Origin of the sequence: Halomonas salinarum (assembly GCF_012062845.1) — a bacterium.
Classification (GTDB): Bacteria; Pseudomonadota; Gammaproteobacteria; order Pseudomonadales; family Halomonadaceae; genus Onishia; species Onishia salinarum.
In genome coordinates this window covers 209,227-234,233 of sequence record NZ_WWNB01000002.1, presented here as the reverse complement: position 1 = coordinate 234,233, position 25,007 = coordinate 209,227, and the positions used below count along the sequence as shown (strand labels likewise).

Here is a 25,007-nt window from a genome sequence, read left to right as displayed (position 1 = left end):
GCGCTTTCCGGCATGGCTAGGCGAGGCGGCCACGCAAGGCGTTCAGCGCCAGGTCATCGCCGAGCACGCCGGCGGTCTTCCTGGCCGCCACCTTGGTCATCAACGAGACGTCGTCGAGCAGGGTGGCGATGTCATCGATCAGGCTCAGTAGGCTTGCACCAGCCAGGGAGTCATCCTTGTGGTGGGCGTGAGGGGGGCGTCAGCGAGGTGACGATCTCTTCGTCGGCCTCGTAGAGGGCTTCGAGCTCGCGCGCCGCCTCCTGCACGGTCTGGATCTGTTTCTTCTCGTTGCCGAACACTTCGAGCTGGCGACGCAGGGCCTGCTCGTCGTGGGGGCGGAAGGTGTCGATGGTGTGCTGGGCCTGATCACGCGTCACGCCCAAATCGATCAGTACCTCACGGGTCAGCTCCAGGCTCGATGGTAGCAGTTCGCGCACCAGGTGCTCGACGCCTGCGCGCATCAGCAGGTGAGCATGGTAGCGATTGCGTGCCCGGGCATAGAGGTGCAGGTGCGGGAACTGGCGCTGCACCTGGGCGACGATGCGCATCGAGGGCTCGGTGTCGCCCACGGCGATGACCATCACCCTTGCCTTGTCGGCGCCGGCGGCCTCGAGCAGGTCGATGCGCGAGGCATCGCCATAGTAGACCTTGTTACCGTAGCGACGCACGAACTCGACCTGGTCGGCGTTGATGTCGAGCACCGTATAGGGAATCTTCAGGCCCTGCAGGGCGCGACCCATGATCTGCCCGAAGCGGCCGAAGCCGGCGATGATGATCTGGGGCGACTCGTCCACCGGCTCATCGAAGCTGGGCTTCTTGCGCTTGCCCTTGAACAGCGGACGAATGCCGCGCACGTGGACGAGATACAGTAGCGGCGTGGCCGCCATCGACAGCGACACCACCAGCACCAGCAGGTTGACCAGCTCGCTATCCAGCAGCGCGGCGCTGCCGGCCGCCGTGAGCAGCACGAAGCCGAACTCGCCGCCCTGGGAGAGCAGCATGGCAAGCGTGGTGGCTTCCTTCCAGCTGGTGCCATAGAGCTTCGATGCCGCCAGCACGGAGAGGCCCTTGGCCAGCAGCAGGGCGGCGGTCAGGCCAAGAATGATCCACGGCATCTCGGTGAGCAGGCCGATCTGGGCGGTCATGCCCACCGCCATGAAGAAGAGCCCCAGCAGCAGGCCGCGGAAGGGCTCGATATCGGCCTCGATGTTGTGGCGGTATTCGGAGTCGGCCAGCAGCACGCCGGCGATGAAGGCGCCCAGTGCCATCGACAGGCCGGCCAGCGCCATCAGCAGCGCCGCGCCGATCACCACCAGCAGCACGGTGCCCGAGAAGACTTCGCGGCTCTCGGTGCCGGCGGCGAAGCGAAACAGCGGGCGCAGCAGCAGCCGTCCGCCGATGATCAGCACGGCGAAGGCGCCGATGGCGATGGCCATTTCGGTGAGTAGCGGTGTGATGCCCGCGGCCAGTAGCGAGCCGGCGCCAAGGATCGGGATCGCCGCCAGCACCGGGATCGCCGCCAGATCCTGAAACAGCAGCAGCGAAAAGGCATTGCGACCGTGGCGAGTCTGCAGCTCGTGACGCTCACCGAGCAGCTGTAGCACCAGCGGGGTGGAGCATAGCCCCAGGCTGAATCCCACCACCAGGGCCGCCACCGGGGGCAGGCCCAGCCCCCAGGCCGCCGCCGAGAGCGCAAGCGTCGTGACGGCGACCTGCAGGCCGCCGAAGCGAAAGATCGCCCGGTGCATCAGCTGGAGTCGGGAGGGCTTTAGCTCGAGCCCGATCACGAACAGCAGGAAGACGATGCCTACCTGGGAGAACTGCAGCACCGCATCGGCGTCCGGCACCAGGGCCAGCGCCGAGGGGCCGATCACCACCCCGGCGGCCAGGTAGCCGAGTACCTCGCCGAGCCCCAGGCGCTTGAAAAGTGGTACGATGAGCACCGCCGCGGCGAGGAAGATCAGGACGTTGTAGAGCAGGTCGATGGCCAAGGCAGGGTCCTTTTCTGGGTCGATTCGGCGAAATGATGCCCGGCGACTAGCTTAACGCAGGTGGGCATCAATATTTATTGCAAGAATCGGGCCCGATGGCGCAGCGGCGGATGCCGGCGGTTCAATCACGAGATGACGGGGGCGGTGAGCCGGGTGACAATCCGGTCTGATACCTATTCCTCAACCCCCAAGGTGCTGCGATGCGACTCAATGCCGATTTTTCTCGACGGGCGGTCGTCAGGCCCGATGACTACCACTGGATCGAATCCCCGGTGTCAGGCGTGGAGCGAATGATGCTCGATCGTGTCGGCGATGAGGTGGCCCGAGCCACCTCACTGGTGCGCTATGCCCCCGACAGCACCTTTCCCGTGCACGAGCATGGTGGTGGCGAGGAGATTCTGGTGCTTTCAGGCGAGTTCGGCGATGAACATGGTCGTTATCCCGCCGGCTACTATCTGCGCAACCCGATCGGCAGCCGCCATGCGCCGCGGGTTGGCGCCGAGGGGGCGACGATCTTCGTCAAGCTGCATCAGTTCGATCCCGAGGATGACGTGCAGCTTGCCCTGGACACGCGTACGGCTCCCTGGCGGCCGGGGCGGGTCGAGGGCGTCGAGGTGATGCCGCTGCACGCCTTCGCGGACGAGCGGGTTCGCCTCGAGCGTTGGGCGTCGCATACCCGGGGCGGCGAGCGAGGTCTGCCCGGGGGCGCGGAATACCTGGTGCTGGAGGGCTGCCTGCACGACGCGGACGGTGCCTATCCGGCCGGCAGCTGGCTGCGTCTGCCGGCGGGTAGCCGGCATGCGCCTTTTAGCGAGGCGCTGGGGGCGCTGCTCTACGTCAAGAGCGGCCATCTGCCGCCGACCTGAGACCGGCTCAGTCCTCCTCCTCGGCGGCGACCTGTGCCAGGGTGCGCCCACTGACGACCGAGGCGGGCTCGGTGGAGACGGGGTTGCGCCGGGCGTCCGCGGCCGCGTCGTCGATCTTCACCAGCAGCCAGTCCTTGCCCTTCTCCAGCCGGGTGTGGATCAAGGCATAGCCGCCGCGCAGCTTATGCCCCTCCAGCCAGATGGTGGCGTGGCCGTCGGCGAGCTGCTCGGCGATCGAGGGCGCGTCCTCGCTCTCCTGGAGGTTGCGGTAGTGGCCGCGATCCCAGATCAGCACGCTGCCGGCGCCGTACTGGCCCGCGGGGATCACGCCCTCGAAGTCGGCATAGGCCAGGGGATGGTCCGCGGTGGGGATGGCCAGGCGCTTGTCCCGCGGATCGGTGGAGGGGCCCTTGGGGACCGCCCAGGACTTGAGCACGCCCTCGACCTCGAGGCGGAAGTCGTAGTGGAGGGTAGAGGCGTCGTGCTGCTGGATGACGAAGATCGGCCCGTCGTCGCGGCCGCCCCGGTGCGGGTCGTGCCTGGCTCGATGGCGGGCGAGGGATCGGGACATGGCGAGTGGCTCCGGTGGCGGCCTGTCCCTCAGTCTAGCGGATCGGGGCGGGCGTCAGGGCAGGTCCCGGGGCTCGCCCCGCTCGCACTTCACGCACTCGAGCGGAAGGCCCAGGCGCGAGCGCCGGCCTTCCGCGGTGGTCACCCAGGGGCGCTCGACCCAGGGTGGCTGGTGGCGCACGTGCTGCTGGTGCCCGCAGGCCAGTTCGGCCACCCAGTGGCCTTCCTCGTCGCGGTGATAGCCGACGATGGGCTGACGCATGGTGAGCTCCTCACTCCTCCGGGGCGGCATAGCGCCGCAGGTGGGCCTCGACCACCGCCTCGATCTCGACCAGGGTCGCCTCGTCGAAGGCCGCCATGCCGAGGCGGCGCAGCAGCGGGTCGCGGCCGAGGATCAGCGGCAGGAAGCCGAGGATGGTGGTGATCGCCGACATCAGGATCGGCCGCAGGCGCCGGGCCGAGGCCTTGATCACGGCGTCGCGCCCGGACAGCGCGGGATCGGCCCGCTCGATGTCGATACGGTCGATCAGCACGATGGCGTTGTTGATGATGATGCCGGCCAGGCTGTAGATGCCCAGCAGCACCATGAAGCCGAAATTGGCGCGGGTGGCCAGCAGGCCCAGGGCCACGCCATCGAGGCGGGGCCGCCATGAAGCGGCGCGAGTCTCGGCCCTGCTGCCTTCTGGTGGGCGGTGGCAGCGGTCCGTCGCGCGTCGCTGCGAAGAGCGGTTGCGCGAAGGGAGGCCCAGTGTCCACCCTGAGAGGAGCCGACTGGTGGGCGGGAGGATAGGATGGTGCGTGATAGCGAGCATCGCGAGGTAGGTCGACCTCAGGGAATATCCGTGGTCGGCCTGCTGTTGCTGGTGAATGGCCTGATCTTCCTGGTCGAGCTGATCCTGCCGCGGCCCATGTTCCAGCACTTCGCGCTCTGGCCACTGGGGGACGCCCCAGCGACCCTCCCATTGCTCCTCGACATGCCGCCGGGCGAGTTTCACCTCTGGCAGCTGCTCAGCTATGCCTTCCTCCACGGCAGCTTCTTCCACCTGGCCATCAACATGTTCGTGTTGTGGATGTTCGGCAGTCCCCTGGAGCGTGACTGGGGCAGTCGGCGTTTCGCCGCCTATTACGTCCTCTGCGTGCTGGCGGCGGGGGCGGTGCAGCTGGTGGTGGTGTCGGCGGGGGACTTCGCTCCCACGGTGGGGGCCTCGGGCGGCGTTTACGCGCTGCTGCTGGCCTTCGGCATGCGCTATCCGAACCAGTACATCCTGCTGCTGATCCCGCCGATTCCGATGAAGGCCAAGTACTTCGTGATCGTCATCGGGCTGGTCGAGCTGTGGTTCGGCATCTCCGGCACCCGCCAGGGCGTGGCTCACTTCGCCCACCTGGCGGGGATGCTGGCAGGGCTGGTCCTGATGCTCGCCTGGCGGCAGCGGCCCCCGCCCGTCGACGGGCGGCACGGCTAGTGGGCGTGGTGCTCGCCCGCCAGGCGCCCGGGGCGGTGCCTCAGCGCTCCACCGAGGCGGGCCGGAGGGGGACGCCTTTCCCATGGCCATGAGGGGGTGGCCGGTCATTAGAGGATCAACAGCTTCAACGGCATCCAGAGCCCCATGGCCAGCATGATCAGGTTTTCGGTCAATGAGACGAAGCCCAGCGGCACGTTGCTGTTGCCTCCCACACAGGCACACTTCAGCTCGCGCTTGTCGATATAGACGGCCTTGAACACCGAGATGGCGCCCACCGTGCCGATAAACAGCGCCAAGGGGGCGGCGAGCCAGATCAAGGCGCCTGCCAGCATCAGGATACCCGCCAGGGTCTCGGCGAACGGGTAGAGGTAGCCATAGGGCACATGGCGCTGGGCGAGCAGGTCATAGTTCAGGAACATGGTGCTGAAGCTTTCGATGTCCTGCAGCTTCTGAAGCCCCAGCAGGGTCATGGCAGTGGCAATCGCATACTCCAGCATGCGCACTGAAATGAGGGTGTCGCTCGCCGTCCAGCTCACTGCCAGCCCGATCAGCAGTGATGTCGCGAAGATGGCAATGACCGGCTGATAGGTGGTTTCCTTCTCGCCGGGCACACTCAAGCCCAGATACTCGCGCACTTCCTCATAGCCACCCACGCGCTTTTCACCGATATAGACCTGCGGGGTGGTGTCGACATCGGCTTCCTGCTTGAAGTCCTCGATGGCCTCGCGCGATTCGAGCGTGTGATCGTCGACCCGGTAGCCCTTGCGCTTGAGAAGGTCCACGGTCTTCAGGCCGAACGGACAGAGATGCTTGTCCGTTTTCATGCGGTACACGCGTGCCGTCTCGTGTTGTGAAGGCGAGGTTGAAGGGCTGGTACTCATAGGCATCAATCTCCTCGTAGTCGCTAGAGGGAGGCCGAATCCGGTTGTCTTCAGCCTGATGCCTTCATCCTAGAACCTTTGTGCCACACAAGGGTCAAGCAACCCTTGCCGACAAGGTGGGGACGCTCGGGGTCATTCAGGTGTCGATGGGGGAGACTCGGCCGTCATGGCCATGGCGATTGACAGCATGACGCTGGTGGCATCTATTGATCAGCGGATATGGCCGACAAAAAACACCCGCCGGCTGGCGGGTGTTTCGTGCAACAGACGTTACGCCATGCGTGTGGCGAACTCAGTCCCAGCTCAGCGCGCCGCCGACCTGATACTCGGTCACGCGGGTCTCGAAGAAGTTCTTCTCCTTGCGCAGGTCGATGATCTCGCTCATCCACGGGAAGGGGTTCTTGGCACCCGGGAACTGCTCCTTCAAGCCGATCTGTGCGAGGCGACGGTTGCAGATGAAATGGAGGTACTCCTCCATGATCGCTGCGTTCATGCCCAGTACGCCGCGGGGCATGGTGTCACGCGCGTAGGCGATCTCGAGCTCGGTACCCTCGAGGATCATCTGGGTGACCTCGTCCTGGAACTCCGGCGTCCACAGGTTCGGGTTCTCGATCTTGATCTGGTTGATCATGTCGACGCCGAAGTTCAGGTGCATCGACTCGTCGCGCAGGATGTACTGGAACTGCTCGGCGACACCGGTCATCTTGTTGCGACGGCCCATGGACAGGATCTGGCTGAAGCCGCAGTAGAAGAAGATGCCTTCGGTCACGCAGTAGAAGGCGATCAGGTTGCGCAGCAGTTCCTGGTCGGTCTCCGGGGTGCCGGTGTTGAAGTCCGGGCGCGACAGCGACTGGGTGTGCTTGAGGCTCCAGGCAGACTTGGCGGCGACGGAGGGCACCTCGCGGTACATGTTGAAGACTTCGCCTTCATCCATGCCCAGTGACTCCACGCAGTACTGATAGGCGTGGGTGTGGATCGCTTCCTCGAAGGCCTGACGCAGCAGGTACTGGCGGCACTCGGGGTTGGTGATCAGGCGATAGACTGCCAGCACCAGGTTATTGGCGACCAGCGAATCGGCGGTGGAGAAGTAGCCCAGGCTGCGCTCGACGATGCGACGCTCGTCGGCGGTGAGGCCGTCTGAGCTCTTCCACAGCGCGATGTCGGCGTTCATGTTCACTTCCTGAGGCATCCAGTGGTTGGCGCTGCCATCCAGGTACTTCTGCCACGCCCACTCGTACTTGAAGGGCACCAGCTGGTTGAGGTCGGCGCGGGCGTTGATCATGCGCTTCTGGTCGACCTCGATGCGCTTGGCGCCCATCTCGAGTTCCTCGAGGCCGGCGGCCACGTCGAGCTCCTCGAGGGACTGCTTGGCGCGCGCCTGGCGTTCCTGCTCGGCGATCTGGTAGGCGCCTGCGCTCTCCGCCACGGCTTCCGGGGTGGGCGCTTCAGCGCTGGGCGTAGGAGCCGGCGCCGGCGCGGCCGTGGCTTCGCTCGGCTGCTCGGCGACCGCGGTATCGTCTTCGTGAAATTCGTCCCAGTTCAGCATCTCGTCTTCCTCTATGTGTCGTGGGGCCGGAAGGCGGCTATGTAGGCCTTCCGGTCTTGAATGTTAATGACACTTGGCGTCGCGGGGCGCGCCGTTACTGGCAGGCCTCGCAGCCCAGTTCATCGATCTCGCCGGCGGTCGGGGCACGCGAACCGCTGCCGCTCTTGCCGCTCAGGAAGTCGTCGACGCCGCGTGCTTCCGGTTGAGGAGCGGACGGCGCCGGCGCCGCCTCGGGCTGTGGCGACGGCTCGCTACCGTTGCCGACGGCGTTGAGGTTGCCGCGATCGACGGTGGACTTCTCGACCGAGGTGGCACCCAGCGCACGCAGGTAGTAGGTGGTCTTGAGACCGCGGAACCAGGCCATGCGATAGGTCACATCGAGTTTCTTGCCGGATACGCCCTGGATGTAGAGGTTCAGCGACTGCGCCTGATCGATCCACTTCTGGCGACGCGAAGCGGCTTCCACCAGCCACTTGGGCTCGACCTCGAAGGCGGTGGCGTAGCGGGCCTTGAGATCGGCCGGCACACGGTCGATCGGCTGTACGCTGCCATCGTAGTACTTGAGGTCGTTGATCATCACCTCGTCCCACAGGTCGCGTTCCTTGAGGTCATTGACCATGTAGGAGTTGACCACCGTGAACTCGCCGGACAGGTTCGATTTCACGAACAGGTTCTGGTACGTCGGCTCGATCGACTGCGACACGCCACAGATGTTGGAGATGGTCGCGGTCGGGGCGATGGCCATGACGTTGGAGTTGCGCATGCCCTGGTCAGCCAGCTTCTGGCGGATGCGGTCCCAGTCTTGGGTCATGGAGGTGTCGACCTCGATGTACTTCTCGCCGCGCTCCTGCTTGAGCTTCTCGATGGAGTCGATCGGCAGCACGCCCTGGCTCCACAGCGAGCCTTCATAGCTCTGGTACTGGCCACGCTCGGCGGCGAGGTCAGAAGAGGCCTCGATGGCGTGATAACTGACCAGCTCCATGGAGTGGTCGGCGAACTCGACGGCGTCCTGGGACGCGTAGGCGATGCCATGGGCGTACAGCGCATCCTGGAAGCCCATGATGCCAAGCCCCACCGGACGGTGCTTGAAGTTCGAGTTCTTGGCCTGCGGCACTGCGTAGTAGTTGATGTCGATGACGTTATCGAGCATCCGCACGGCGGTGCGCACGGTCTTCTTCAGTTTCTCGTCATCGAGCTTGCCGTCGGTCATATGCTGCGCGAGGTTGACCGAGCCCAGGTTGCACACCGCGATCTCGTCGACGCTGGTGTTCAGGGTGATCTCGGTGCACAGGTTGGAGCTGTGCACGACGCCGGCATGCTGCTGCGGGCTTCTCAGGTTGCACGGATCCTTGAAGGTGATCCACGGATGGCCTGTTTCGAACAGCATCGACAGCATCTTGCGCCACAGGTCCTTGGCCTTGACCCGCTTGAAGAGCTTGAGCTGACCGTTGCGGGTCATCTCTTCGTATTCCTGATAGCGCTTCTCGAAGGCGGCGCCGTATAGGTCGTGCAGGTCCGGGCAGGTGGCCGGTGAGAACAGCGTCCATTCCTGATCGTCGAAGACGCGCTTCATGAACAGGTCCGGCACCCAGTTGGCGGTGTTCATGTCGTGGGTGCGGCGACGATCGTCACCGGTATTCTTGCGCAGTTCGAGGAATTCCTCGACGTCCAGGTGCCAGGACTCGAGGTAGGCACAGACCGCGCCCTTGCGCTTGCCACCCTGATTGACGGCAACGGCGGTGTCATTGACCACCTTGAGGAAGGGCACGACGCCCTGAGATTTGCCGTTGGTGCCCTTGATGTAGGAACCCAGTGCGCGAACTGGCGTCCAATCATTGCCGAGACCGCCGGCCCACTTGGAGAGCATGGCGTTATCGCGGATCGCGCCGTAGATGCCGTCCAGGTTGTCGGGCACGGTGGTCAGGTAGCAGCTGGAAAGCTGACTGCGCTGAGTGCCGGAGTTGAACAGGGTTGGCGTGGAAGCCATGTAGTCGAAGCTTGAGAGCAGCTCGTAGAACTCGATGGCCCGCGCTTCGCGGTCGTCTTCGTTGAGCGCAAGGCCCATGGCGACGCGCATGAACATCACCTGGGGCAGCTCGTAACGTACCTCGTCACGGTGGATGAAGTAGCGGTCGTAGAGGGTCTGCAGGCCCAGATAGGTGAAGGCGTTGTCGCGGGTATGGTCGAGTGCCGCACCGAGGCGATCCAGGTCGAAATCAGCCAGCGCTTCGTCGAGCTGCTCAAATTCGATGCCGCGCGCGATATAGGCCTTGAAGGCCGGCGCATAGAGCTCGGCCATGTCGCCATAGGTGGCTTCCTCGGCCACACCCAGGAAGGAAAGTGCTTCGCGGCGGATGCTGTCCTGCAGTAGGCGAGCGGTGACGTAGGTGTAGCTCGGGTCCTTCTCGACCAGCGTGCGGGCGGTCATGGTCAACGCCTGGGAGACGCCGTCGCTGCTTACACCGTCATAGAGGTTACGCACCGAATCATCGACGATCTTCTGCGGCTCGGTATTGGGGAGATCCGAGCAGGCTTCATAGACCAGGGTTTCGATGCGGCCAAGATCCAGCGGACGTACACTGCCATCAGGCAGGGTCACGTTGAGGCTCGGATGGGGTTTCTCTATATCGCCGCCGGCAGCGGCACGGGCCCGGGCATGCTCTTCGCGGTACAGGACATAGGCGCGGGCGACCTTCTGCTCACCGGCACGCATCAGCGCCAGTTCGACCTGGTCCTGGATGTCTTCGATGTGCAGGGTGCCGCCGTCGGGCATGCGACGCAGGAAGGCGTCGCAAATGGCATCTGAGGCCTGGGTCACGAAATCGCGGATGCGCGAAGAGGCCTCGGCGTTGTCGCCTTCCACAGCGATAAACGCCTTGGACATGGCGACAGCGATCTTGCTGGCATCGAAGGGGGCGACATCGCCGTTGCGCTTGATCACCCGCAGTTGCTGAGGGGCGGTCACGTTGACGGACGAGTTGCCGGGGGAGAGCGTTGTATCCATGGCGCCGTGTCTTCCTAGCGGTAAGTGATGGATGAGAGGAACCCAGGAGGTTGAACAAGGTGGCCTGAACAACGCTCAACACTGGGCAAAACCGGGGGCCACACTGATTGGACAGCGTAGTTTGACAGTGGTGCTCTGAATTGCTAGGTGCACACCATCTTGTGTCGTTTCCAATATGCAGCACAAGATAGTGTGCTCGAGAGCTTTCATCAAGTGGATAACCTGTGGGTATCTTGTGCCTGAATTGGGAGAGAAAACGTGCTGCGTTGAAGTCCGCATCCCAGAGCGGTTGCTGGCGTTAACATTAGATATTATTCATTATCCAATCAGGCTCATAGACAGCCAAAAATGGCATTGGCTGCGGTACCATGGGCCTGATATACATTATCGAATGACAATGACCGTCACCGGACGTCAATGAGGAGCGAGCGAGAGCGTGCTAAGCAATGACCACGATCATGTCCTGATCATCGAGGACGACGAGCGGCTCGCGGAGCTCACGCGAGACTATCTTGAGGCCAACGGCTTCACCGTGACGGTAGAAGCCGATGGGGCTAAAGGGGTCGACAAGATCGTCGAGTTGCAGCCAGATCTGGTGATACTCGATCTGATGCTGCCCGGTGAGGATGGTCTGTCGATATGTCGGCGCGCTCGGCCAGATTACGACGGTCCGATCCTGATGCTGACCGCCCGTACCGATGACATGGATCAGGTGCTGGGGCTCGAGATGGGTGCCGATGACTATGTGCCCAAGCCCGTACAGCCGCGGGTGCTGCTGGCCCGCATGCGTGCGTTGATGCGCCGCACCGATGTCAGTGTGCCGACCGGGGAAGGGCGTCTGACCTTCAATAACCTGGAGATCGATAGCGCCACTCGCGAGGCCTGGCTCGACGGCGAACGCATTGATCTAACCAGTGCCGAGTTTGATCTGTTGTGGCTGCTGGCAAGCAATGCCGGGCGGGTGCTGACGCGGGAGGAGATCTTCTCTCAGTTGCGCGGCATCAAGTACGACGGCCAGGATCGCTCCATTGATGTGCGCGTATCGCGTATTCGGCCCAAGGTCGGTGACGACCCGAATCAGCCGCACCGTATCAAGACGGTTCGCAGCAAGGGTTACCTGTTCGTCAAGGATAGCTGACGGTGCTCTCCCGCCTGTTGCCGAGGCCGCTGGCCGACAGTGCCTTCCTGAGGGTCTACGTATGGCTGGCGCTGGCACTGGTGCTGACCTTCGCGCTGGCCCTGTCGACGTTCGCCCTGGTCGACAAGGTTCGCCACGATCACTACAGCGAGCAGCTGGCGGAGGCGCCGATGACGCTGCTTTCGCTTCAGCTGGCGGCCATGCCGCTGTCGCAACGCGATGTCTGGCTGGCCCGCAAGAGCGAGCAGCTGTCGATGACGCTCAGTCTTCACGATCGTCGCAACTACCCGCTCAATTTCTTTCAGCGCACCAGCCTCGAGAGCGGTCGCACGCTGGTCGAGGAGCTCAATGGCCAGGGCTGGCAGTTATACCGTCAGCTGCCGGGCGAACCCTGGATGCTGCGCGCCGAACTCGAGAGTCTCTCCGAACAGCAGCTGATGGGGCTTGCACGCCAACTCGGGGAGTGGCTGTCCGAGGTCGAGGGCGAGGCTCGCCAGGAGCGCCTGGAACGTCTCAATAGTCCTGTGATTGAGGCACGGCTTTCCGATACGCCCCCCGACGATCTCCCGCCTGCCCAGATTGCCCGGCTGCGTGATACCGAGGTCGTCATTCGCCTGCTACCTCAGCGCTGGGCAATGACACTCTATCTGCGCCTACCTAACGCCGACGGAAGTACTCAGTGGGTCGAGGTGGGACCGTTGGCGGCGTTCGAACCGATGTCGATGTCGTTATCCCTGTCGTTGCTGGTCGCCATGCTCGGTGTGCTGGCGGGCATCATCTACCTGATCGTGAGAGGCGTGGAGTCACGTATGGCACGCCTCGAGCAGGCCGCCACACGCATCGCCTGCGGTCACCTGAACACGCGGGTCAAGGTCGAGAGCGGGGACTTTCTGGGGCGGGTCGGCATGGCCTTCAACGGCATGGCGTCCCAGGTGCAGTCACTGCTGCGCGCTCAGCAGGAAATGATTCGTGCGGTATCGCATGAATTGCGCACCCCGGTGGCACGTATTCGCTTTGCCGTGCAGATGGTCGAGGACATGACCGACAGCGCGCCGGTACGGCGTCAGCTCTCCGGTATCGACGGTGACATCGAGGAACTCGACGGTCTGATCGACGAGATCCTGACCTACGCCAAGCTCGGCAATGACCACGCCCAGGGCGTGCTGCAGGAGGCCGAGCTGATCGATTGCCGGGCGCTGGCCGACAATGTGGTCGAGGCCCTCGCACCGCTGCATGCCAAACTGGTACTGCGCGTGATGCCGGGGCCGCCTGTCGAGGTCGTGGCCGATCCTCGCTATTTACAGCGGGCACTGCAGAACCTGGTCGCCAATGCCTGCCGGCACGCCAATGGTGAGGTCCGGGTGAGTCTTGGCGACGACGGTCAGGTGGCCCGGCTGGATATCGAGGATGACGGTCCTGGTGTGCCGGTCGGCGAGCGAGAAGAAATCTTCAAGCCCTTCGCGCGGCTCGACGACAGCCGCACCCGGCGCTCCGGCGGCTATGGCCTGGGCTTGTCGATTGTCCACAAGGTCATGCTCTGGCACGGCGGTAGCGTGATGGTCGACGATAGCCCACGTCTCGGCGGCGCACGCTTCAGTCTGCTGCTGCCGCTCAAACAGGCCGATGTCACGCCGGCTTGATGCCCTCAAGCACCGCGAACGAGGTCTCGCGCGCGGTGCGCAGAAAATCTTCCATCCAGGGTGCATCGCGGCTGTCCTCACGGATTGCCGCGAACAGCGTGCTCCACATGCCCTGCTCGCCCAGCGCCACGCCGCGCACATAGTCGCGTTCCAGGTATTCCGTCAGTGCCCAGCTGGGCAGCGCACAGACGCCGCGTCCACTGGCCACGAGTTGCATCATCATGATGGTCAGCTCGGCGGTGCGTACTTCGCGCGGCCGCAGGCCGGCGGGGTCGAGGAACTGGGTAAAGACATCCAGACGCGAATGTTCCACCGGATAGGTAATCAGGGTCTCGTCGACGAGCTCTTCCGGTTTTATCCAGGCCCTGCCGGCCAGGCGATGTTGCTTGGCCACCGCCAGCAGCCCCTCATAACGAAACAGCGGCTCATAGTGCACGCCGGATAGTGGCTGCGGGTCCGCGGTGATGACCAGATCGAGCTGTTCCCGGGCCAATGCCGGCAGCGGGTCGAAGTTGTGGCCACTGGGGATATCGACTTCGACCTCGGGCCAGTGATCGCGGAAATAGTCGATGGTCGGCATCAGCCACTGGAAGCAGCTATGACACTCGATGGCCATGTGCAGTCGGCCACGCTCATCGCCGGCGAGTCGCGCCAGGTCCCGCTCGGCCATGCGCACCTCGGGCAGAATCTGCTCGGCCAGCGCCAGCAGTCGCTGGCCAGCGCGGGTGAACTCCACGGGGCGGGTCTTGCGCAGGAACAGCGGGTTGCCCAGGCGTTCCTCGAGATCCTTGAGCTGATGGGATAGCGCGGACTGGGTCAGGTGAACGCGCTCGGCGGCTTCCACCAGCGAGCCGGCATCACGCAGGGCTATCAGGGTACGAAGGTGACGGAGTTCCAGCATGAGGTGTGAGCGCTTTTCATGTTGTAGATTAGATAATTTAGTTTGGTTCACCCGTGGTGGCCAGCGAGACCGCCTTCATCGCTTATGGCGAATGCATTGTTAAGTGTATCTCTTAATTGCGCACAGGAATAACCATGGCGCTGGCCTATCTTCTCGGCTACCCACGGATCGGCCCGACCGCGAACTGAAGAAAGCCACCGACGCCTACTGGAATCACGCTATCGACCAGGCGGCACTCGAGGCCGTCCTGTCCGTCTACGCCCAGGTGCTGTTGCGCCGCCACGATGGCTGAGCGGTGACTGCACGCCATCGCCATGCAGGGGGCGGCGCCAAGGGAGCCGGCCCCTGTTATGCTTGAGCCGATCAGGCATTATTCGATCAGGACTTTTCAACCGACAAGGAGGTTGTATGCCCTTGCTGTCTCGCTCTGCACCTTTTGGCGCCGCCGTATCTGCTTTCACACCCCGCGGGGTATCCCGCTCTCTGCCGGCGATAGCGCTTGGCCTGAGCGCGCTGCTTGCCGGCTGTGCCGGCACCCCTTCGCTTGACCAGACACCGCCCACCGTCAGCGATGTCAGCACGTCCCCGGACACGGAAAAGGACGATGCGACCAAGGCAAGCGATGCGACCAAGGCGCCGCTGATGCCATCGGCCTTCTTCGCGGGCGATGCCGAGCGCTTCGAAGCCTGGCGCTGCATGCCGGCCCAGGATCTGGTTACGGCCTTTCCGCAGGGGGAGTTACGGCTGTGGTCGGCCTATGATGCCTATCGGCTGACGCCAGCGGTGGTTGCCTCCGGCAGTCGCTATGTGAAGGGGGACCTGAGCTTCTGGGAGAAGGGGGAAACGGCCATGGTGGAAAGCGACCGCGGCCGCCTCGAGTGTGAGCGCGACCAGACGCGTGCGGCATTGACCCGTGCTCAGCGACCCGGCGTGATGTTCCACGGTCGTGGCAATGAGCCCGGCTGGACGGTACGGCTGGCCCACGATGCCCCGCGCCTGGCGCTGCTGCTCGACTACGGCGAGCGTGAAATCGAGGCGCCTTATCGTGTCACCTCGCTGGACAACGAGCGGGGGCGTGTGACGCTTGCCAGCGGTCGCGCCGATACGCCCTTCAAGCTGGAGCTCGACGCGCGGGCCTGCTTTGACAGCATGAGTGGCAAGCCCTTTCCGGTGCGGGTGACGCTCGAGGTTGATGGAGAGACCTATCACGGCTGTGGGCAGGGCATTGCCCCCTGAAGCAACGCGCACAGACGCTAGCCAGGGTGGGTGAGGATTCATTCTATTTTATCGCATGGAAGACGCGTATTTTTGCGCTTTTCATGTCATGGCGTGCATCTAAAATGGGCCTTACCGATTAACACCCCTGCTTTCAAGGAGATGCTCATGACCGCCTCATCCACCAAGGTACTTGTCGTCACCTCTTCCATTCTCGGCGATAACAGCCAGTCCCGTGCGCTGGCCGGCCATTTCATGCAGAGCCTCGAGGGGCGAGATGATGTCACGGTGACCGAGCGCGATCTGGTAGCTAACGAACTGCCGCACCTGGATATCGATGAGCTATCCAGCTGGGGCACGGATAGCGCCGAGCGCAGTGCCAAGCAGGCCGAACTGCTCAAGCGCTCCGATGAACTGATTGAAGAGCTGCTTGAGCATGACGTTCTGGTGCTGGCGGTCCCGCTCTACAACCTGGGCATTCCCTCTCAGCTCAAGGCCTGGTTCGATCGCATCCTGCGTTCCGGCCAGACCTTCCGCTACACCGAAAACGGCCCGCAAGGCCTGGTCGAGGGCAAGCGTGCCCTAGTGATGACCACCCGTGGCGGCCAGTACGTGGGCACCGAGATGGATTCCCAGACGCCGCACCTCAAGTCGATGCTTGGCCTGATGGGCATCAGCGACGTGGAAATGATCTTCGCCGAAGGTCTGGCCATGGGCGAAAAGCATGCCGCCGCTACCATGAAGGAAGCGCACCAGGCCATCGACAGCTACATCGAGCGTTTCTAGTATTTGGCTGACACCTCGACAGAACGTGTCCCGTTGAGTCTGTACGCAATGGTTGAAATGAGCTCGGCCCCGACGATTGTCGGGGCCGAGCTTTTTTCATGCGTTATGTGACATGGTGTTTTATATCCCGGGGTAACGAACGCGCGGCTCCAGTCTCGTCACGCTGCATGATGAGAGCCCGGAAGCGCGCTACTTCAGCATCAGCAGCTGCGGGTCTCGATAGCCAGGGACTTGGCCACATAGTCGCCGAGGCAAAGCGGCGCCTGATTCAGGGCCCGGCGGGCCAAATGGTCGAGTGCCTGTCGGGTATCGCGAGACGCTTCTTCGAGTTGCCGGCTTGCTACCGGCTGCCAGTCGCTTCCTTCGCGCTTGGCAAGCGTGAAGGTAAAGGGATGAAAGCCGGGAAAACCGAGGCGCAGGTCGGTCGCGATCAGCGTGGTATCACCGCTCAGTTCCCGGCGGTCATAGCGAAGGAAGGGGCCAGCGAACCAGCTCAGTCGCGCCCCGTCGACGGTTGCCAGGGCCGCCTCTTCGAGCTCTGTCCCGCGCCGGAAGGTCTCGAGTCGGGGTGCGGTATCGTCAAGAAGGCTGACCAGCGTCTCATGGTAGACCTCGCCATCGATGACAGTGGCTCGCCACAGCAGGGTATTGAAGGGCGTGGGCTGAACCAGACGCGGGGCGTCCTCAAGGCCACGTTCGGCAAGCACCGGGGCCAGCCGGTCATCGATGATCGTTTTGGCGACCAGGCCGAAGGCCAGGTAGGCGCAAGACAGGGCCAGCCCTATTCTGCTTGGCGTCAACACCCGGCCGCCGACCAGGCTCACCAGCGCTGCTACCAGCAGAGGCAGGGTGTAGAGCGGGTCGATGATGAAAATCGAGGCCCAGCTGACCGGCGGCGTGGTCAGTGGCCACCAGAGCTGGGTGCCGTAGGTAGTGAAAGCGTCCAGCAAGGGGTGTGTCAGCAGGCAGAGGGTGAAAAAGAGCCACCAGTGGCCGAGTGTGATCGAGGTAACACCCCCGGCACGCCAGCGCGTAAGCCTTGCAGTAAGCACTGAGAGTAGCCCGGCAAGGCCTGCCAGCACGAACAGTGAATGGCTGAAGCCGCGATGGTAGGTGTAGTCGGCCACGGCATCGCCGAAGTCGATCATCACATCAAGGTCGGGCAAGGTGCCGAGCAGGGCGCCGCCGATGACCGCCTTGCGGCCGAGTTGTCGCCCGAGCACGGTTCCGCCGACCGCGCTGCCGAGCAGCATCTGGGTGACTGAGTCCATTTATGACACCTCGTTAAGCGCTCGCGGCGAGCGGTTGGGTAAGCCACGTGGCTGTGGATAAGCTGTGTGTAGCATGTTGAGGCAAGGCCGCGGGGCAGAAGGCGTTCAGCGCGCCCAGGGCGGAGCAGCCGCCAGCACCTGGGCCTGCACCGGGCAGTCGTCGCGGTGGGCGCCGGACAGGTAGCCGGTACTCATCAGAAACTCGTTGACGATCTCGGGGCCGGTGAAGCGGAATGTACGCTTGAAGAGTTTCACCCAGTCGCCGTGGGGGCGAGGGTGATGGGCGTCGAGCCAGGCACGAAAGCTGCCGTATTCCTGCTGAAGCTGCTGGACCACCTGAGCATTGTGGATCGCCGCGTCGACCTTCAGGCGGTTGCGTATGATGCTGGCATCGCTTAGCAGTCGCGCCCTGTCATCATCATCGAAGGCCGCGACCCGGTCGATATCGAAGCCTCTGAAGGCCTCGAAAAAGGCCTCGCGCTTCTTGAGCACGGTCAGCCATGACAACCCCGCCTGGTTGATTTCAAGCACCAGTCGCTCGAACAAAGTCGCGTCATCCTCGACCGGAAAGCCGTAATCGTGGTCGTGGTAGGGCCCATGGAACGGATGCCCGGGCGCCAGGTCGCAGTAATCAGCCAAGAGGGCTCCTGTGGTCTTTCAGCTCTGGGTCGTTCAACTCAGGTTGTTCAACTAAGCGTCGTTCAGGTCAGCGTCGTTCAGATCAGCGTCGTTTAGCTAATGCCGTTTAGCGCGCGGCTGTCTCAACGTCTTGTCGCTTGCCCTCATCGGTTCAGGATAAAGGCCTGAGTGTTAGGGGACAGGCATCGATGATACGCGTTTCGTCGATCCTTTTGATCGTCGTACATTGTCTTGTGCATTTCGTTACCAGGAGAAAGGTCGATGCAATATCTTCACACCATGGTTCGGGTCAGTGACCTTGATGCCTCGTTGCATTTCTACTGCGATCTGCTGGGGCTCACCGAGATCAGCCGCAAGGACAGCGAAAAGGGGCGTTTCACGCTGGTATTTCTCGCCGCACCAGACGATGAGACCCGGGCTCGCGAGGATCGCGCGCCGATGATCGAGTTGACCCATAACTGGGACCCCGAGGAGTACACCGGTGGGCGCAACTTCGGTCATCTGGCTTACCGTGTCGATGATATCTATGCCCTCTGCGAGCATTTACAAGCCAATGGGGTGACCATCAACCGGCCACCCCGCGATGGTCACATGGCCTTCGTGAAGAGCCCTGACGGCATCTCCGTCGAGCTCTTGCAGGCGGGCGATGCGCTGCCGGCCAAGGAGCCGTGGGCGTCGATGGAAAACACCGGCAGCTGGTAAGACAGGGGGTGTTCATGACCTGTCCCGCACGGCCTGGTCTTTGCGAACCAGGCCGTGCGAGTCGGTCCAGACGAATCAGTCCGGACGCATCGCCAGGCGACCACTGCCGAGGAAGATCAGCGCCAGGCTGCCGGCAAGAAACATACCCTGTAGCTCCAGTGCCCAACCACCGCTGTCGCTCAATGTGAACAACTCGCCGGTATGCACCAGCACGAAGGCCACCAACATGTTGCCGGCCATCAGCAGACCCGCCAGCCGGGTCTGCCAGCCGACGATGGCCATCACCGGGGCGACGATCTCGCCGATCAGCACGCCATAGGCCAGAAACCGCGGCAAGCCGTAGCCATCAAGCAGGCCGCTGATCCAGCTCATGGTTTCCGGGTGGGTCAGCTTGGCGAAGCCGTGAAGCAATATCAGACCGCCAACGGCGATACGCAGGATCAGTTTGCCGACGGCGTCGTTGTGGAGGGCGTTAAGCATGGAGTCTCTCCTTGTCTGTCGATCATCCCTTGAGTGTTCGATTCGTGCTTTTCGATTTGTTCGCACGGCGTCTTGCGAGGCAGCTATGGCCAGTATACAAGAGTCCCTGTGAAGCGACCGCGACGGTTTTCCAACCCAATGAATGAGCAAGTGACGGACCAGAAGGAGCCAATATGCGCAAGGGATGGTTGATAGGCGCCGTACTAACGGGCCTGCTGGCGGGCTGCAGTAGCGCTCCCGCGCCGGACTACGATCAGGATAGTGCGACAGCCACAGAAGCGTCGCCGGTGATTGGGCCGCGTTGGAACCTGTTGCTGCTGGGCACGAACGAGCGCTGGGATCACGCGAATACGCCCTATTTCGAGGCAGTGCGCCAGGGCGGCGAACTGCGCCTGGTAGGCAGCAACGGGTGTAACCGTATCACCGGTGAGCTGCACCTTGAGAGCGGCAATCGCTTCATCGTCGAGAACCTCGCCTCGACGCGCATGGCATGTCCCCATGGCGATGATGCACAACGGGTCGATGCCATGCTGAGCGGCGCCTACCGCTACCTGATCGATCATGACCGGCTGGTGCTTTTCGGACGCGACAGCAGAGTGCTGGGTGGCTTCAGGCGCGCCAATTGATAGCGTCAGTCTGACAAAGTCAGCGCCATACGATCACCCGTCAGGGGATCGGATACGACAACGCCGCCCCCTGGGGCGGCGTTGTCGTTGATGGGAGCATCAGCTGCGGCCAGGATTCTGGCGAGCAGCGGGGCCGATACTTAAACCCCAGTCCCTGACCCTGACCATAGGCTTTCCGACCGGTACCGGAGCCGCGTGTTCAGCCACGGCCCCGGGTGGCATCAAGTGCTTAAAGCGCGGCAATCTTGTCGCGCTGCTCGGCGAGCAGGGCGCGGGCCGCCTTGAAGTCAGCCAGCTTGTCGCGCTCCTTCTGCACCACGGCCTCGGGGGCCTTGGCGGTGAAGCTCTCGTTGCCGAGCTTCTTCTCGGTGCCGGTGATCAGCTTGTCCTGCTTCTCGATCTCCTTGGCCAGGCGCGCGAGTTCCACCTCCTTGTCGATCAGGCCGGCCATCGGCACCAGCACTTCCATCTCGCCGACCAGCTGGGTGGCACACAGCGGTGCGTCGGCCGGGTCGTCGAGCCAGCTGACGCTCTCGAGCTTGGCGAGCTTCGCAAGGAACCGCCGATTGGCCTCCAGACGCTCGCGGTCGCCGGCATTGCCCTTGGTCAGCAGCACGTCGAGGGTCTTGCCGGGTGGAATATTCATCTCGGCGCGGACGTTGCGCACGGCGATGATCACGCCTTTCAGCCACTCGATGTCGCGAGTCGCCTGCTCGTCGATCTTGGCGTCCTCGGCCACGGGCCAGGGCTGGGTCATGATCGAGGGCGAGGCCGCGGTGTCGATGCCGGCAAGCGGGGCGACCCTCTGCCAGATCTCCTCGGAGATGAAAGGCATCATCGGGTGCGCCAGGCGCAGGATGGCTTCCAGCACGCGCACCAGGGTGCGGCGGGTGCCACGCTTGGCGGCGTCGCTGGCGGTTTCGTCCCACAGTACCGGCTTGGAAAGCTCCAGGTACCAGTCGCAGTACTCGTTCCAGACGAAATCGTAGAGCGCCTGGGAAGCATGGTCGAAACGGAATTCCTCAAGCGCCTTGGTAACCTGAGCCTCGGTCTGTTGCAGGCGCGAGATGATGAAGCGATCAGCAAGCGATAGCTCGATCTCTGCCTGAGGGTCGAGCCCCGTGTCCTGGCCCTCGGCGTTCATCAGCACGTAGCGCGAGGCGTTCCACAGCTTGTTGCAGAAGTTGCGGTAACCGTCCAGGCGGCCCATGTCGAACTTGATGTCGCGCCCGGTGGTGGCCTGAGACAGGAAGGTGAAGCGCAGCGCATCGGTGCCATGGGGCTCGATGCCCTCGCTGAATTCGGCGCGGGTGGCCTTGGCGATCGCCTTGGCCTTCTGCGGCTGCATCATGTTGCCGGTACGCTTCTCGACCAGATCATCGAGGCTGATGCCGTCGATCAGGTCGATGGGGTCGAGCACGTTGCCCTTGGACTTGGACATCTTCTGGCCCTGGCCATCGCGCACCAGGCCGTGGACGTAGACCTTCTTGAAGGGCACCTCGTCGGTGAATTTCAGCGTCATCATGATCATCCGGGCGACCCAGAAGAAGATGATGTCGAAGCCGGTGACCAGCACGCTCGACGGGTGGAAGGTGGCAAGCTCCGGGGTCTGTTCGGGCCAGCCGAGGGTGCCGAAGGTCCAGAGCCCCGAGCTGAACCAGGTGTCCAGCACGTCTTCGTCCTGGGTAAGCGCCACATCGCCACCGAGGTCGTGCTTGTCGCGCACCTCAGCCTCGGTGCGGCCGACGTAGACGCGGCCATCGGCGTCATACCAGGCCGGGATGCGATGGCCCCACCACAGCTGGCGGGAGATGCACCAATCCTGCAGGTCGCGCATCCAGGCGAAGTACATGTTCTCGTAGTTCTTGGGCACGAACTCGATGTCGCCGTTCTCGACCGCGGCGATGGCCGGCTTGGCCAGCTCCTCGACGGCCACGAACCACTGATCGGTCAGCAGGGGTTCGATGACATCGCCCGAGCGGTCGCCGTAGGGCAGGGTGTTGGTGACGGCCTCGACTTTTTCGAGCAGACCCGCGGCCTCCATGTCGGCGACCAGCGCCTCGCGGGCGGCGAAGCGGTCGAGCCCCGCATAGGCGGCCGGCAGGCTGGCATCCTCATCCGGCTGCGGACGGCCCAGCAGGTCGAAGATCTCGGCCTGTTCACGGATCTTGGCGTCCTGGGTCATCACGTTGATCAGCAGATGGCCCTGGCGCTTGCCGACTTCATAGTCGTTGAAGTCATGCGCCGGCGTGATCTTCACGCAGCCCGAACCCTTGTCCATGTCGGCGTGTTCGTCGGCAACGATAGGGATGCGCCGGCCCACCAGCGGCAGATCGATGAACTTGCCGATCAGCGAGGCGAAGCGCGGGTCATGAGGGTTGACCGCGACACCGGTATCGCCGAGCAGGGTCTCGGGACGGGTGGTAGCGACGATCAGATGATCTTGGCCGTCATCGGTGGTCACGCCATCGGCCAGCGGATAGCGGAAGTGCCAGAACTGGCCCTGCTGCTCGCGGTTCTCGACTTCGAGATCGGAGATCGCGGTGTGCAGGGTCGGGTCCCAGTTGACGAGACGCTTGCCGCGATACACCAGGTCCTCTTCATAGAGGCGCACGAAGACTTCCTGTACCGCCTTGTAGAAGCCGTCATCCATGGTGAAGCGCTCACGGCTCCAGTCGACGCTGGCGCCCATGCGGCGCAGCTGGCGGGTGATGTGGCCGCCGGATTCCTGCTTCCACTCCCAGATCTTGTTAGTGAAGTCCTCGCGGCCCAGATCATGGCGCGTCTGGCCTGTCTCGGCGGCGAGCTTGCGCTCGACCAGCATCTGCGTCGCGATGCCGGCGTGGTCGGTGCCTACCTGCCACAGGGTGTTGTTGCCCTGCATCCGCTTCCAGCGCGTCAGGGTGTCCATGATGGTGTCCTGGAAGGCATGACCCATGTGCAGGCTGCCGGTCACGTTGGGCGGCGGAATCATGATCGAGAAGGGCTGCCCCTCACCGGAAGGCGCGAAGCGGTTGTCGGCTTCCCAGCGCTCATACCAGCGGGTTTCGATCTGTTCGGGTTGGTAGGTCTTGTCCATTGCAAACTCTGCCTGAAAGAAGTGCTGCCTGAAATGAGGCGCGACGCCTGACCGCGCTAGGTCGAGATCGGCGAGGAAGACGCGAAAAATGGGCACGATTATAGCCTGCCGGGGCGCTCGCGTCATGACCGTCGACCGGCCTCGCCAGGGCCGTGGCACGTTGGCGGGATAACGGACGGCAACGTGACGCTGGATGCCGTCAGTTGCCCTGGGCTGGCAGGTGATGAGGGGTGACCGGATAGCCGCGCTGCTTGTAGACCCGCCAGCACTCGCGCTTGGCGGTCAGCACGTCCTGGTGCTGGTTGATGATCTCGGCGACCCGGGAGAAGCGCGAGAACCACTCGGGAATCTCCGGATGCAGGTTGAGCATGGCCATGTCGGGGGCCATCTCCCGGGCCGGGTCCGGCGGCCCCTGCCAGCCGATGGTCACCGGCACCGTGGCGGCCATATCGCTGCCGACCAGCGCATGGGGAAGGTAGCTCTCGGGCTTGAAGGTCCATAGCCGGTCGTCGATGTCTTGGGCCATGGCCTCGTTTTCGGCGTGCAGATGCAGCCGGAAGCCCTTGCGATGGATGGTCTCGGCGAGCCGGCAGGCGAAGCCCAGCCGGGCATCGAGGGTGGTGTCGGGGAGAATGTAGAAATCGATCTGGGTCATGAGACTCCGTCTAAAACGGACTGCGCTTGGCCATACGGCGTTAAAAATCGGCTCAAGATACTCATTTAACAACCAGTAAACTCCGTTCTTTCGCCGATTTTTGCCTTGTCTGGCCTTCGCTCGTCGGCGTTTTATCTCGGAGTCTTGGGAGGCAAAGGAGCAGCCTGGGCGGCGAGGCGGGCTCAGGGGAGGGCGATGTGAGGGTCTTTTGCCATGGATGGCAAAAGTAGCGCCCAGGGACGGGTTCACAGCGCCCTCACGGAGCTCTCACCGGAGCCCTGCCGCCGGACAGACCACCACCCCCAATCGACACCTGAGCCTCGGGAGGGTGGTGGCTGAGGCTCAAGCCAGGCGGGTCATCCAGCCGCGCTTATCCTCGCGACGACCGTACTGCAGGTCGAGCAGCTGGCTGCGCAGGCGCTTGGCGATCGGGTTGCCGGTGTCACCGGCCAGACGAATGGTGTCGTCCTCGGTCACCAGTTCGCCCACCGGGGTGATCACCGCCGCCGTACCACAGGCGAAGACCTCGGTGATCTCGCCGGAGGCCGCGCCCTCGCGCCACTCGTCGATGCTGATGGCACGCTCTTCCGGGGTCAGGCCCTCGTCGGCGGCCATCTCGAGGATGGAGCTGCGCGTTACGCCCTCGAGGATGGTGTCGGTGAGCCGCGGGGTGACGATGCGCCCGTCCTTGTAGACGAAGAACAGGTTCATGCCGCCGAGCTCTTCGACCCACTTGTTCTCGACAGCGTCGAGGAAGGCGACCTGGCTGCAGTCATGGCTGGCGGCTTCCTTCTGGGCGGCCAGTGATGCGGCGTAGTTGCCGCCGCACTTGGCGAAGCCGGTGCCGCCGGGGGCGGCGCGCTTGTAGTTCGAGGACAGCCAGATCGACACCGGCGCCACGCCGCCCTTGAAGTAGGCCGCCGCCGGGGAGGCGATCACGTAGTAATCGACTTCCTTGGACGGGCGCACGCCGAGGAAGCTTTCGCTTGCGATCATGAAGGGGCGCAGGTAGAGACTCGATTCCTCACCTTCATGGGCCGGTGTCGGCACCCAGTCGCTGTCCACTGACAACAGGGCCTTCAGCGAGCCGATAAAGGTCTCGTCGTCGAGCTCAGGCAGCGCCAGACGCCGTGCGCTGCGACGGAAGCGTTCGGCGTTCTTCTCCGGACGGAAGGTCCATACCGAGCCGTCGGCATGGCGGTAGGCCTTGATGCCCTCGAAGATTTCCTGGGCGTAGTGCAGCACGGCGGCGGCCGGGTCGAGGGTCAGCGGGCCGTAGGGGCGTACTTCGTTGCCGTGCCAGCCGGCGTCTTCGGTCCAGCGCACGTGGGCCATGTGGTCGGAGAAATGCTGACCGAACCCGGGGCTCTCTAGAATGTCGTCGCGGATCTGAGAGGCCGTGGGGTTAGCATTGGGCCGAACGTCGAAGCCTGAAGGGGTCACGGGAGGGTCTCCATAGCAGCAGGCACGCGGGGCCTGATCGTGATCGAGAAACGGGGTTTCATGACAAACACAGCGGGCCGGGAAATCCCGGCCCGCAATGTCTAAACGCTA

23 protein-coding genes and 1 pseudogene are annotated in these 25,007 nt (G+C 63.5%); 9 read left to right on the top strand and 15 right to left on the bottom strand.

Annotated features, from left to right (window positions below; genetic code table 11):
• Positions 1–37: 37 nt before the first annotated feature.
• Both HF027_RS02610 and HF027_RS02605 read right to left on the bottom strand, forming a co-directional pair.
• Positions 38–166, bottom strand: a pseudogene (locus HF027_RS02610) (DUF808 family protein); the annotation flags it as partial.
• Between the two features lie 4 nt (positions 167–170).
• On the bottom strand, positions 171–1,991 hold the full coding sequence (locus tag HF027_RS02605; RefSeq protein WP_168012581.1) for a monovalent cation:proton antiporter-2 (CPA2) family protein: 1,821 nt from the start codon (positions 1,989–1,991) through the stop codon (positions 171–173).
• A 200-nt stretch (positions 1,992–2,191) separates the two neighbouring features.
• On the opposite strand from HF027_RS02605, the gene HF027_RS02600 reads away from it, so the two are divergent.
• On the top strand, positions 2,192–2,857 hold the full coding sequence (locus tag HF027_RS02600) for a cupin domain-containing protein (RefSeq protein ID WP_168012579.1): 666 nt from the start codon (positions 2,192–2,194) through the stop codon (positions 2,855–2,857).
• A 7-nt stretch (positions 2,858–2,864) separates the two neighbouring features.
• On the opposite strand, the gene HF027_RS02595 is transcribed toward HF027_RS02600, so the two are convergent.
• Genes HF027_RS02595 through HF027_RS02585 form a run of 3 tightly spaced genes read right to left on the bottom strand, consistent with a single transcriptional unit; the run spans position 2,865 to position 4,056 of the window.
• Positions 2,865–3,428 carry a DNA polymerase ligase N-terminal domain-containing protein gene (locus HF027_RS02595; protein ID WP_168012577.1) on the bottom strand — a complete coding sequence of 188 codons (564 nt, stop codon included), beginning with the start codon at positions 3,426–3,428 and terminating at the stop codon, positions 2,865–2,867.
• Positions 3,429–3,482: 54 nt separating this feature from the next.
• Positions 3,483–3,689, bottom strand: coding sequence for a DUF3565 domain-containing protein (locus HF027_RS02590; protein ID WP_168012575.1), 207 nt, complete (start codon positions 3,687–3,689; stop codon positions 3,483–3,485).
• A gap of 10 nt (positions 3,690–3,699) precedes the next feature.
• A complete protein-coding gene (locus tag HF027_RS02585) occupies positions 3,700–4,056 on the bottom strand; it encodes an efflux RND transporter permease subunit (protein ID WP_245184453.1) in 357 nt (118 codons plus the stop codon).
• A 162-nt stretch (positions 4,057–4,218) separates the two neighbouring features.
• Between HF027_RS02585 and HF027_RS02580 the strand changes: the two genes are divergently transcribed.
• Positions 4,219–4,890 carry a rhomboid family intramembrane serine protease gene (locus tag HF027_RS02580; RefSeq protein WP_168012573.1) on the top strand — a complete coding sequence of 224 codons (672 nt, stop codon included), beginning with the start codon at positions 4,219–4,221 and terminating at the stop codon, positions 4,888–4,890.
• 107 nt (positions 4,891–4,997) lie between these two features.
• Here the strand turns inward: HF027_RS02580 and HF027_RS02575 are convergent, their stop codons facing one another.
• From HF027_RS02575 to HF027_RS02565, 3 genes are all read right to left on the bottom strand, one after another.
• On the bottom strand, positions 4,998–5,714 hold the full coding sequence (locus HF027_RS02575) for a glutaredoxin (protein ID WP_245184451.1): 717 nt from the start codon (positions 5,712–5,714) through the stop codon (positions 4,998–5,000).
• Between the two features lie 349 nt (positions 5,715–6,063).
• The gene (locus tag HF027_RS02570) at positions 6,064–7,317 is read right to left on the bottom strand and encodes a ribonucleotide-diphosphate reductase subunit beta (protein ID WP_168012569.1); all 1,254 of its coding nucleotides are present in this window, start codon (positions 7,315–7,317) and stop codon (positions 6,064–6,066) included.
• A 94-nt stretch (positions 7,318–7,411) separates the two neighbouring features.
• Complete coding sequence (locus HF027_RS02565) at positions 7,412–10,321, bottom strand: ribonucleoside-diphosphate reductase subunit alpha (RefSeq protein ID WP_168012567.1); 2,910 nt, start codon at positions 10,319–10,321, stop codon at positions 7,412–7,414.
• Positions 10,322–10,757: 436 nt separating this feature from the next.
• Here HF027_RS02565 and HF027_RS02560 point away from each other — a divergent pair, with 436 nt between their 5' ends.
• Both HF027_RS02560 and HF027_RS02555 read left to right on the top strand, forming a co-directional pair.
• A complete protein-coding gene (locus HF027_RS02560; RefSeq protein WP_136254082.1) occupies positions 10,758–11,459 on the top strand; it encodes a winged helix-turn-helix domain-containing protein in 702 nt (233 codons plus the stop codon).
• 2 nt (positions 11,460–11,461) lie between these two features.
• Positions 11,462–13,099 (top strand): ATP-binding protein, encoded by a 1,638-nt coding sequence (locus HF027_RS02555; protein ID WP_245184449.1) that lies wholly within the window; start codon positions 11,462–11,464, stop codon positions 13,097–13,099.
• Here HF027_RS02555 and HF027_RS02550 read toward each other — a convergent pair.
• Positions 13,086–14,000, bottom strand: a complete 915-nt coding sequence (locus HF027_RS02550) for a LysR family transcriptional regulator (protein WP_168012565.1) — start codon at positions 13,998–14,000, stop codon at positions 13,086–13,088. The two genes, HF027_RS02555 and HF027_RS02550, sit on opposite strands and share 14 nt — an antisense overlap.
• Positions 14,001–14,103: 103 nt before the next feature.
• Here HF027_RS02550 and HF027_RS02545 point away from each other — a divergent pair, with 103 nt between their 5' ends.
• From HF027_RS02545 to HF027_RS02535, 3 genes are all read left to right on the top strand, one after another.
• Complete coding sequence (locus HF027_RS02545; RefSeq protein WP_168012563.1) at positions 14,104–14,292, top strand: hypothetical protein; 189 nt, start codon at positions 14,104–14,106, stop codon at positions 14,290–14,292.
• A gap of 116 nt (positions 14,293–14,408) precedes the next feature.
• Positions 14,409–15,236 (top strand): MliC family protein, encoded by an 828-nt coding sequence (locus HF027_RS02540; RefSeq protein ID WP_168012561.1) that lies wholly within the window; start codon positions 14,409–14,411, stop codon positions 15,234–15,236.
• Positions 15,237–15,383: 147 nt separating this feature from the next.
• Positions 15,384–16,001: an FMN-dependent NADH-azoreductase gene (locus HF027_RS02535; protein ID WP_245184447.1), complete on the top strand. Its 618-nt coding sequence runs from the start codon at positions 15,384–15,386 to the stop codon at positions 15,999–16,001.
• Between the two features lie 200 nt (positions 16,002–16,201).
• On the opposite strand, the gene HF027_RS02530 is transcribed toward HF027_RS02535, so the two are convergent.
• Complete coding sequence (locus tag HF027_RS02530; RefSeq protein ID WP_168012557.1) at positions 16,202–17,272, bottom strand: metal-dependent hydrolase; 1,071 nt, start codon at positions 17,270–17,272, stop codon at positions 16,202–16,204.
• 105 nt (positions 17,273–17,377) lie between these two features.
• The gene (locus tag HF027_RS02525; protein ID WP_168012555.1) at positions 17,378–17,911 is read right to left on the bottom strand and encodes a DNA-3-methyladenine glycosylase I; all 534 of its coding nucleotides are present in this window, start codon (positions 17,909–17,911) and stop codon (positions 17,378–17,380) included.
• Between the two features lie 261 nt (positions 17,912–18,172).
• Here HF027_RS02525 and gloA point away from each other — a divergent pair, with 261 nt between their 5' ends.
• Positions 18,173–18,613 (top strand): lactoylglutathione lyase, encoded by a 441-nt coding sequence (gloA, locus tag HF027_RS02520; RefSeq protein ID WP_168012553.1) that lies wholly within the window; start codon positions 18,173–18,175, stop codon positions 18,611–18,613.
• Between the two features lie 75 nt (positions 18,614–18,688).
• Here gloA and HF027_RS02515 read toward each other — a convergent pair whose 3' ends face one another.
• A complete protein-coding gene (locus tag HF027_RS02515) occupies positions 18,689–19,093 on the bottom strand; it encodes a DoxX family protein (protein WP_168012551.1) in 405 nt (134 codons plus the stop codon).
• 173 nt (positions 19,094–19,266) lie between these two features.
• Here HF027_RS02515 and HF027_RS02510 point away from each other — a divergent pair, with 173 nt between their 5' ends.
• Positions 19,267–19,719 carry an META domain-containing protein gene (locus HF027_RS02510; RefSeq protein ID WP_168012549.1) on the top strand — a complete coding sequence of 151 codons (453 nt, stop codon included), beginning with the start codon at positions 19,267–19,269 and terminating at the stop codon, positions 19,717–19,719.
• Positions 19,720–19,948: 229 nt separating this feature from the next.
• On the opposite strand, the gene HF027_RS02505 is transcribed toward HF027_RS02510, so the two are convergent.
• From HF027_RS02505 to HF027_RS02495, 3 genes are all read right to left on the bottom strand, one after another.
• Positions 19,949–22,798, bottom strand: a complete 2,850-nt coding sequence (locus HF027_RS02505) for a valine--tRNA ligase (RefSeq protein ID WP_168012776.1) — start codon at positions 22,796–22,798, stop codon at positions 19,949–19,951.
• Between the two features lie 199 nt (positions 22,799–22,997).
• Positions 22,998–23,453, bottom strand: coding sequence for a DNA polymerase III subunit chi (locus HF027_RS02500; RefSeq protein WP_168012548.1), 456 nt, complete (start codon positions 23,451–23,453; stop codon positions 22,998–23,000).
• A gap of 342 nt (positions 23,454–23,795) precedes the next feature.
• On the bottom strand, positions 23,796–24,896 hold the full coding sequence (locus tag HF027_RS02495; protein WP_168012547.1) for a branched-chain amino acid aminotransferase: 1,101 nt from the start codon (positions 24,894–24,896) through the stop codon (positions 23,796–23,798).
• Positions 24,897–25,007: the final 111 nt, after the last annotated feature.

Bases quoted from the DNA above. Each gene is read 5' to 3' on its own strand.
- HF027_RS02590 (WP_168012575.1), bottom strand. From the start codon at position 3,689: ATGCGTCAGCCCATCGTCGGCTATCACCGCGACGAGGAAGGCCACTGG.
- HF027_RS02575 (WP_245184451.1), bottom strand. From the start codon at position 5,714: ATGAAAACGGACAAGCATCTCTGTCCGTTCGGCCTGAAGACCGTGGAC.
- HF027_RS02600 (WP_168012579.1), top strand. From the start codon at position 2,192: ATGCGACTCAATGCCGATTTTTCTCGACGGGCGGTCGTCAGGCCCGAT.
- HF027_RS02550 (WP_168012565.1), bottom strand. From the start codon at position 14,000: ATGCTGGAACTCCGTCACCTTCGTACCCTGATAGCCCTGCGTGATGCC.
- HF027_RS02510 (WP_168012549.1), top strand. From the start codon at position 19,267: ATGCGCAAGGGATGGTTGATAGGCGCCGTACTAACGGGCCTGCTGGCG.
- HF027_RS02505 (WP_168012776.1), bottom strand. From the start codon at position 22,798: ATGGACAAGACCTACCAACCCGAACAGATCGAAACCCGCTGGTATGAG.
- HF027_RS02570 (WP_168012569.1), bottom strand. From the start codon at position 7,317: ATGCTGAACTGGGACGAATTTCACGAAGACGATACCGCGGTCGCCGAG.
- HF027_RS02530 (WP_168012557.1), bottom strand. From the start codon at position 17,272: ATGGACTCAGTCACCCAGATGCTGCTCGGCAGCGCGGTCGGCGGAACC.
- HF027_RS02500 (WP_168012548.1), bottom strand. From the start codon at position 23,453: ATGACCCAGATCGATTTCTACATTCTCCCCGACACCACCCTCGATGCC.
- HF027_RS02595 (WP_168012577.1), bottom strand. From the start codon at position 3,428: ATGTCCCGATCCCTCGCCCGCCATCGAGCCAGGCACGACCCGCACCGG.
- gloA (WP_168012553.1), top strand. From the start codon at position 18,173: ATGCAATATCTTCACACCATGGTTCGGGTCAGTGACCTTGATGCCTCG.
- HF027_RS02565 (WP_168012567.1), bottom strand. From the start codon at position 10,321: ATGGATACAACGCTCTCCCCCGGCAACTCGTCCGTCAACGTGACCGCC.
- HF027_RS02580 (WP_168012573.1), top strand. From the start codon at position 4,219: ATGGTGCGTGATAGCGAGCATCGCGAGGTAGGTCGACCTCAGGGAATA.
- HF027_RS02540 (WP_168012561.1), top strand. From the start codon at position 14,409: ATGCCCTTGCTGTCTCGCTCTGCACCTTTTGGCGCCGCCGTATCTGCT.
- HF027_RS02515 (WP_168012551.1), bottom strand. From the start codon at position 19,093: ATGCTTAACGCCCTCCACAACGACGCCGTCGGCAAACTGATCCTGCGT.
- HF027_RS02535 (WP_245184447.1), top strand. From the start codon at position 15,384: ATGACCGCCTCATCCACCAAGGTACTTGTCGTCACCTCTTCCATTCTC.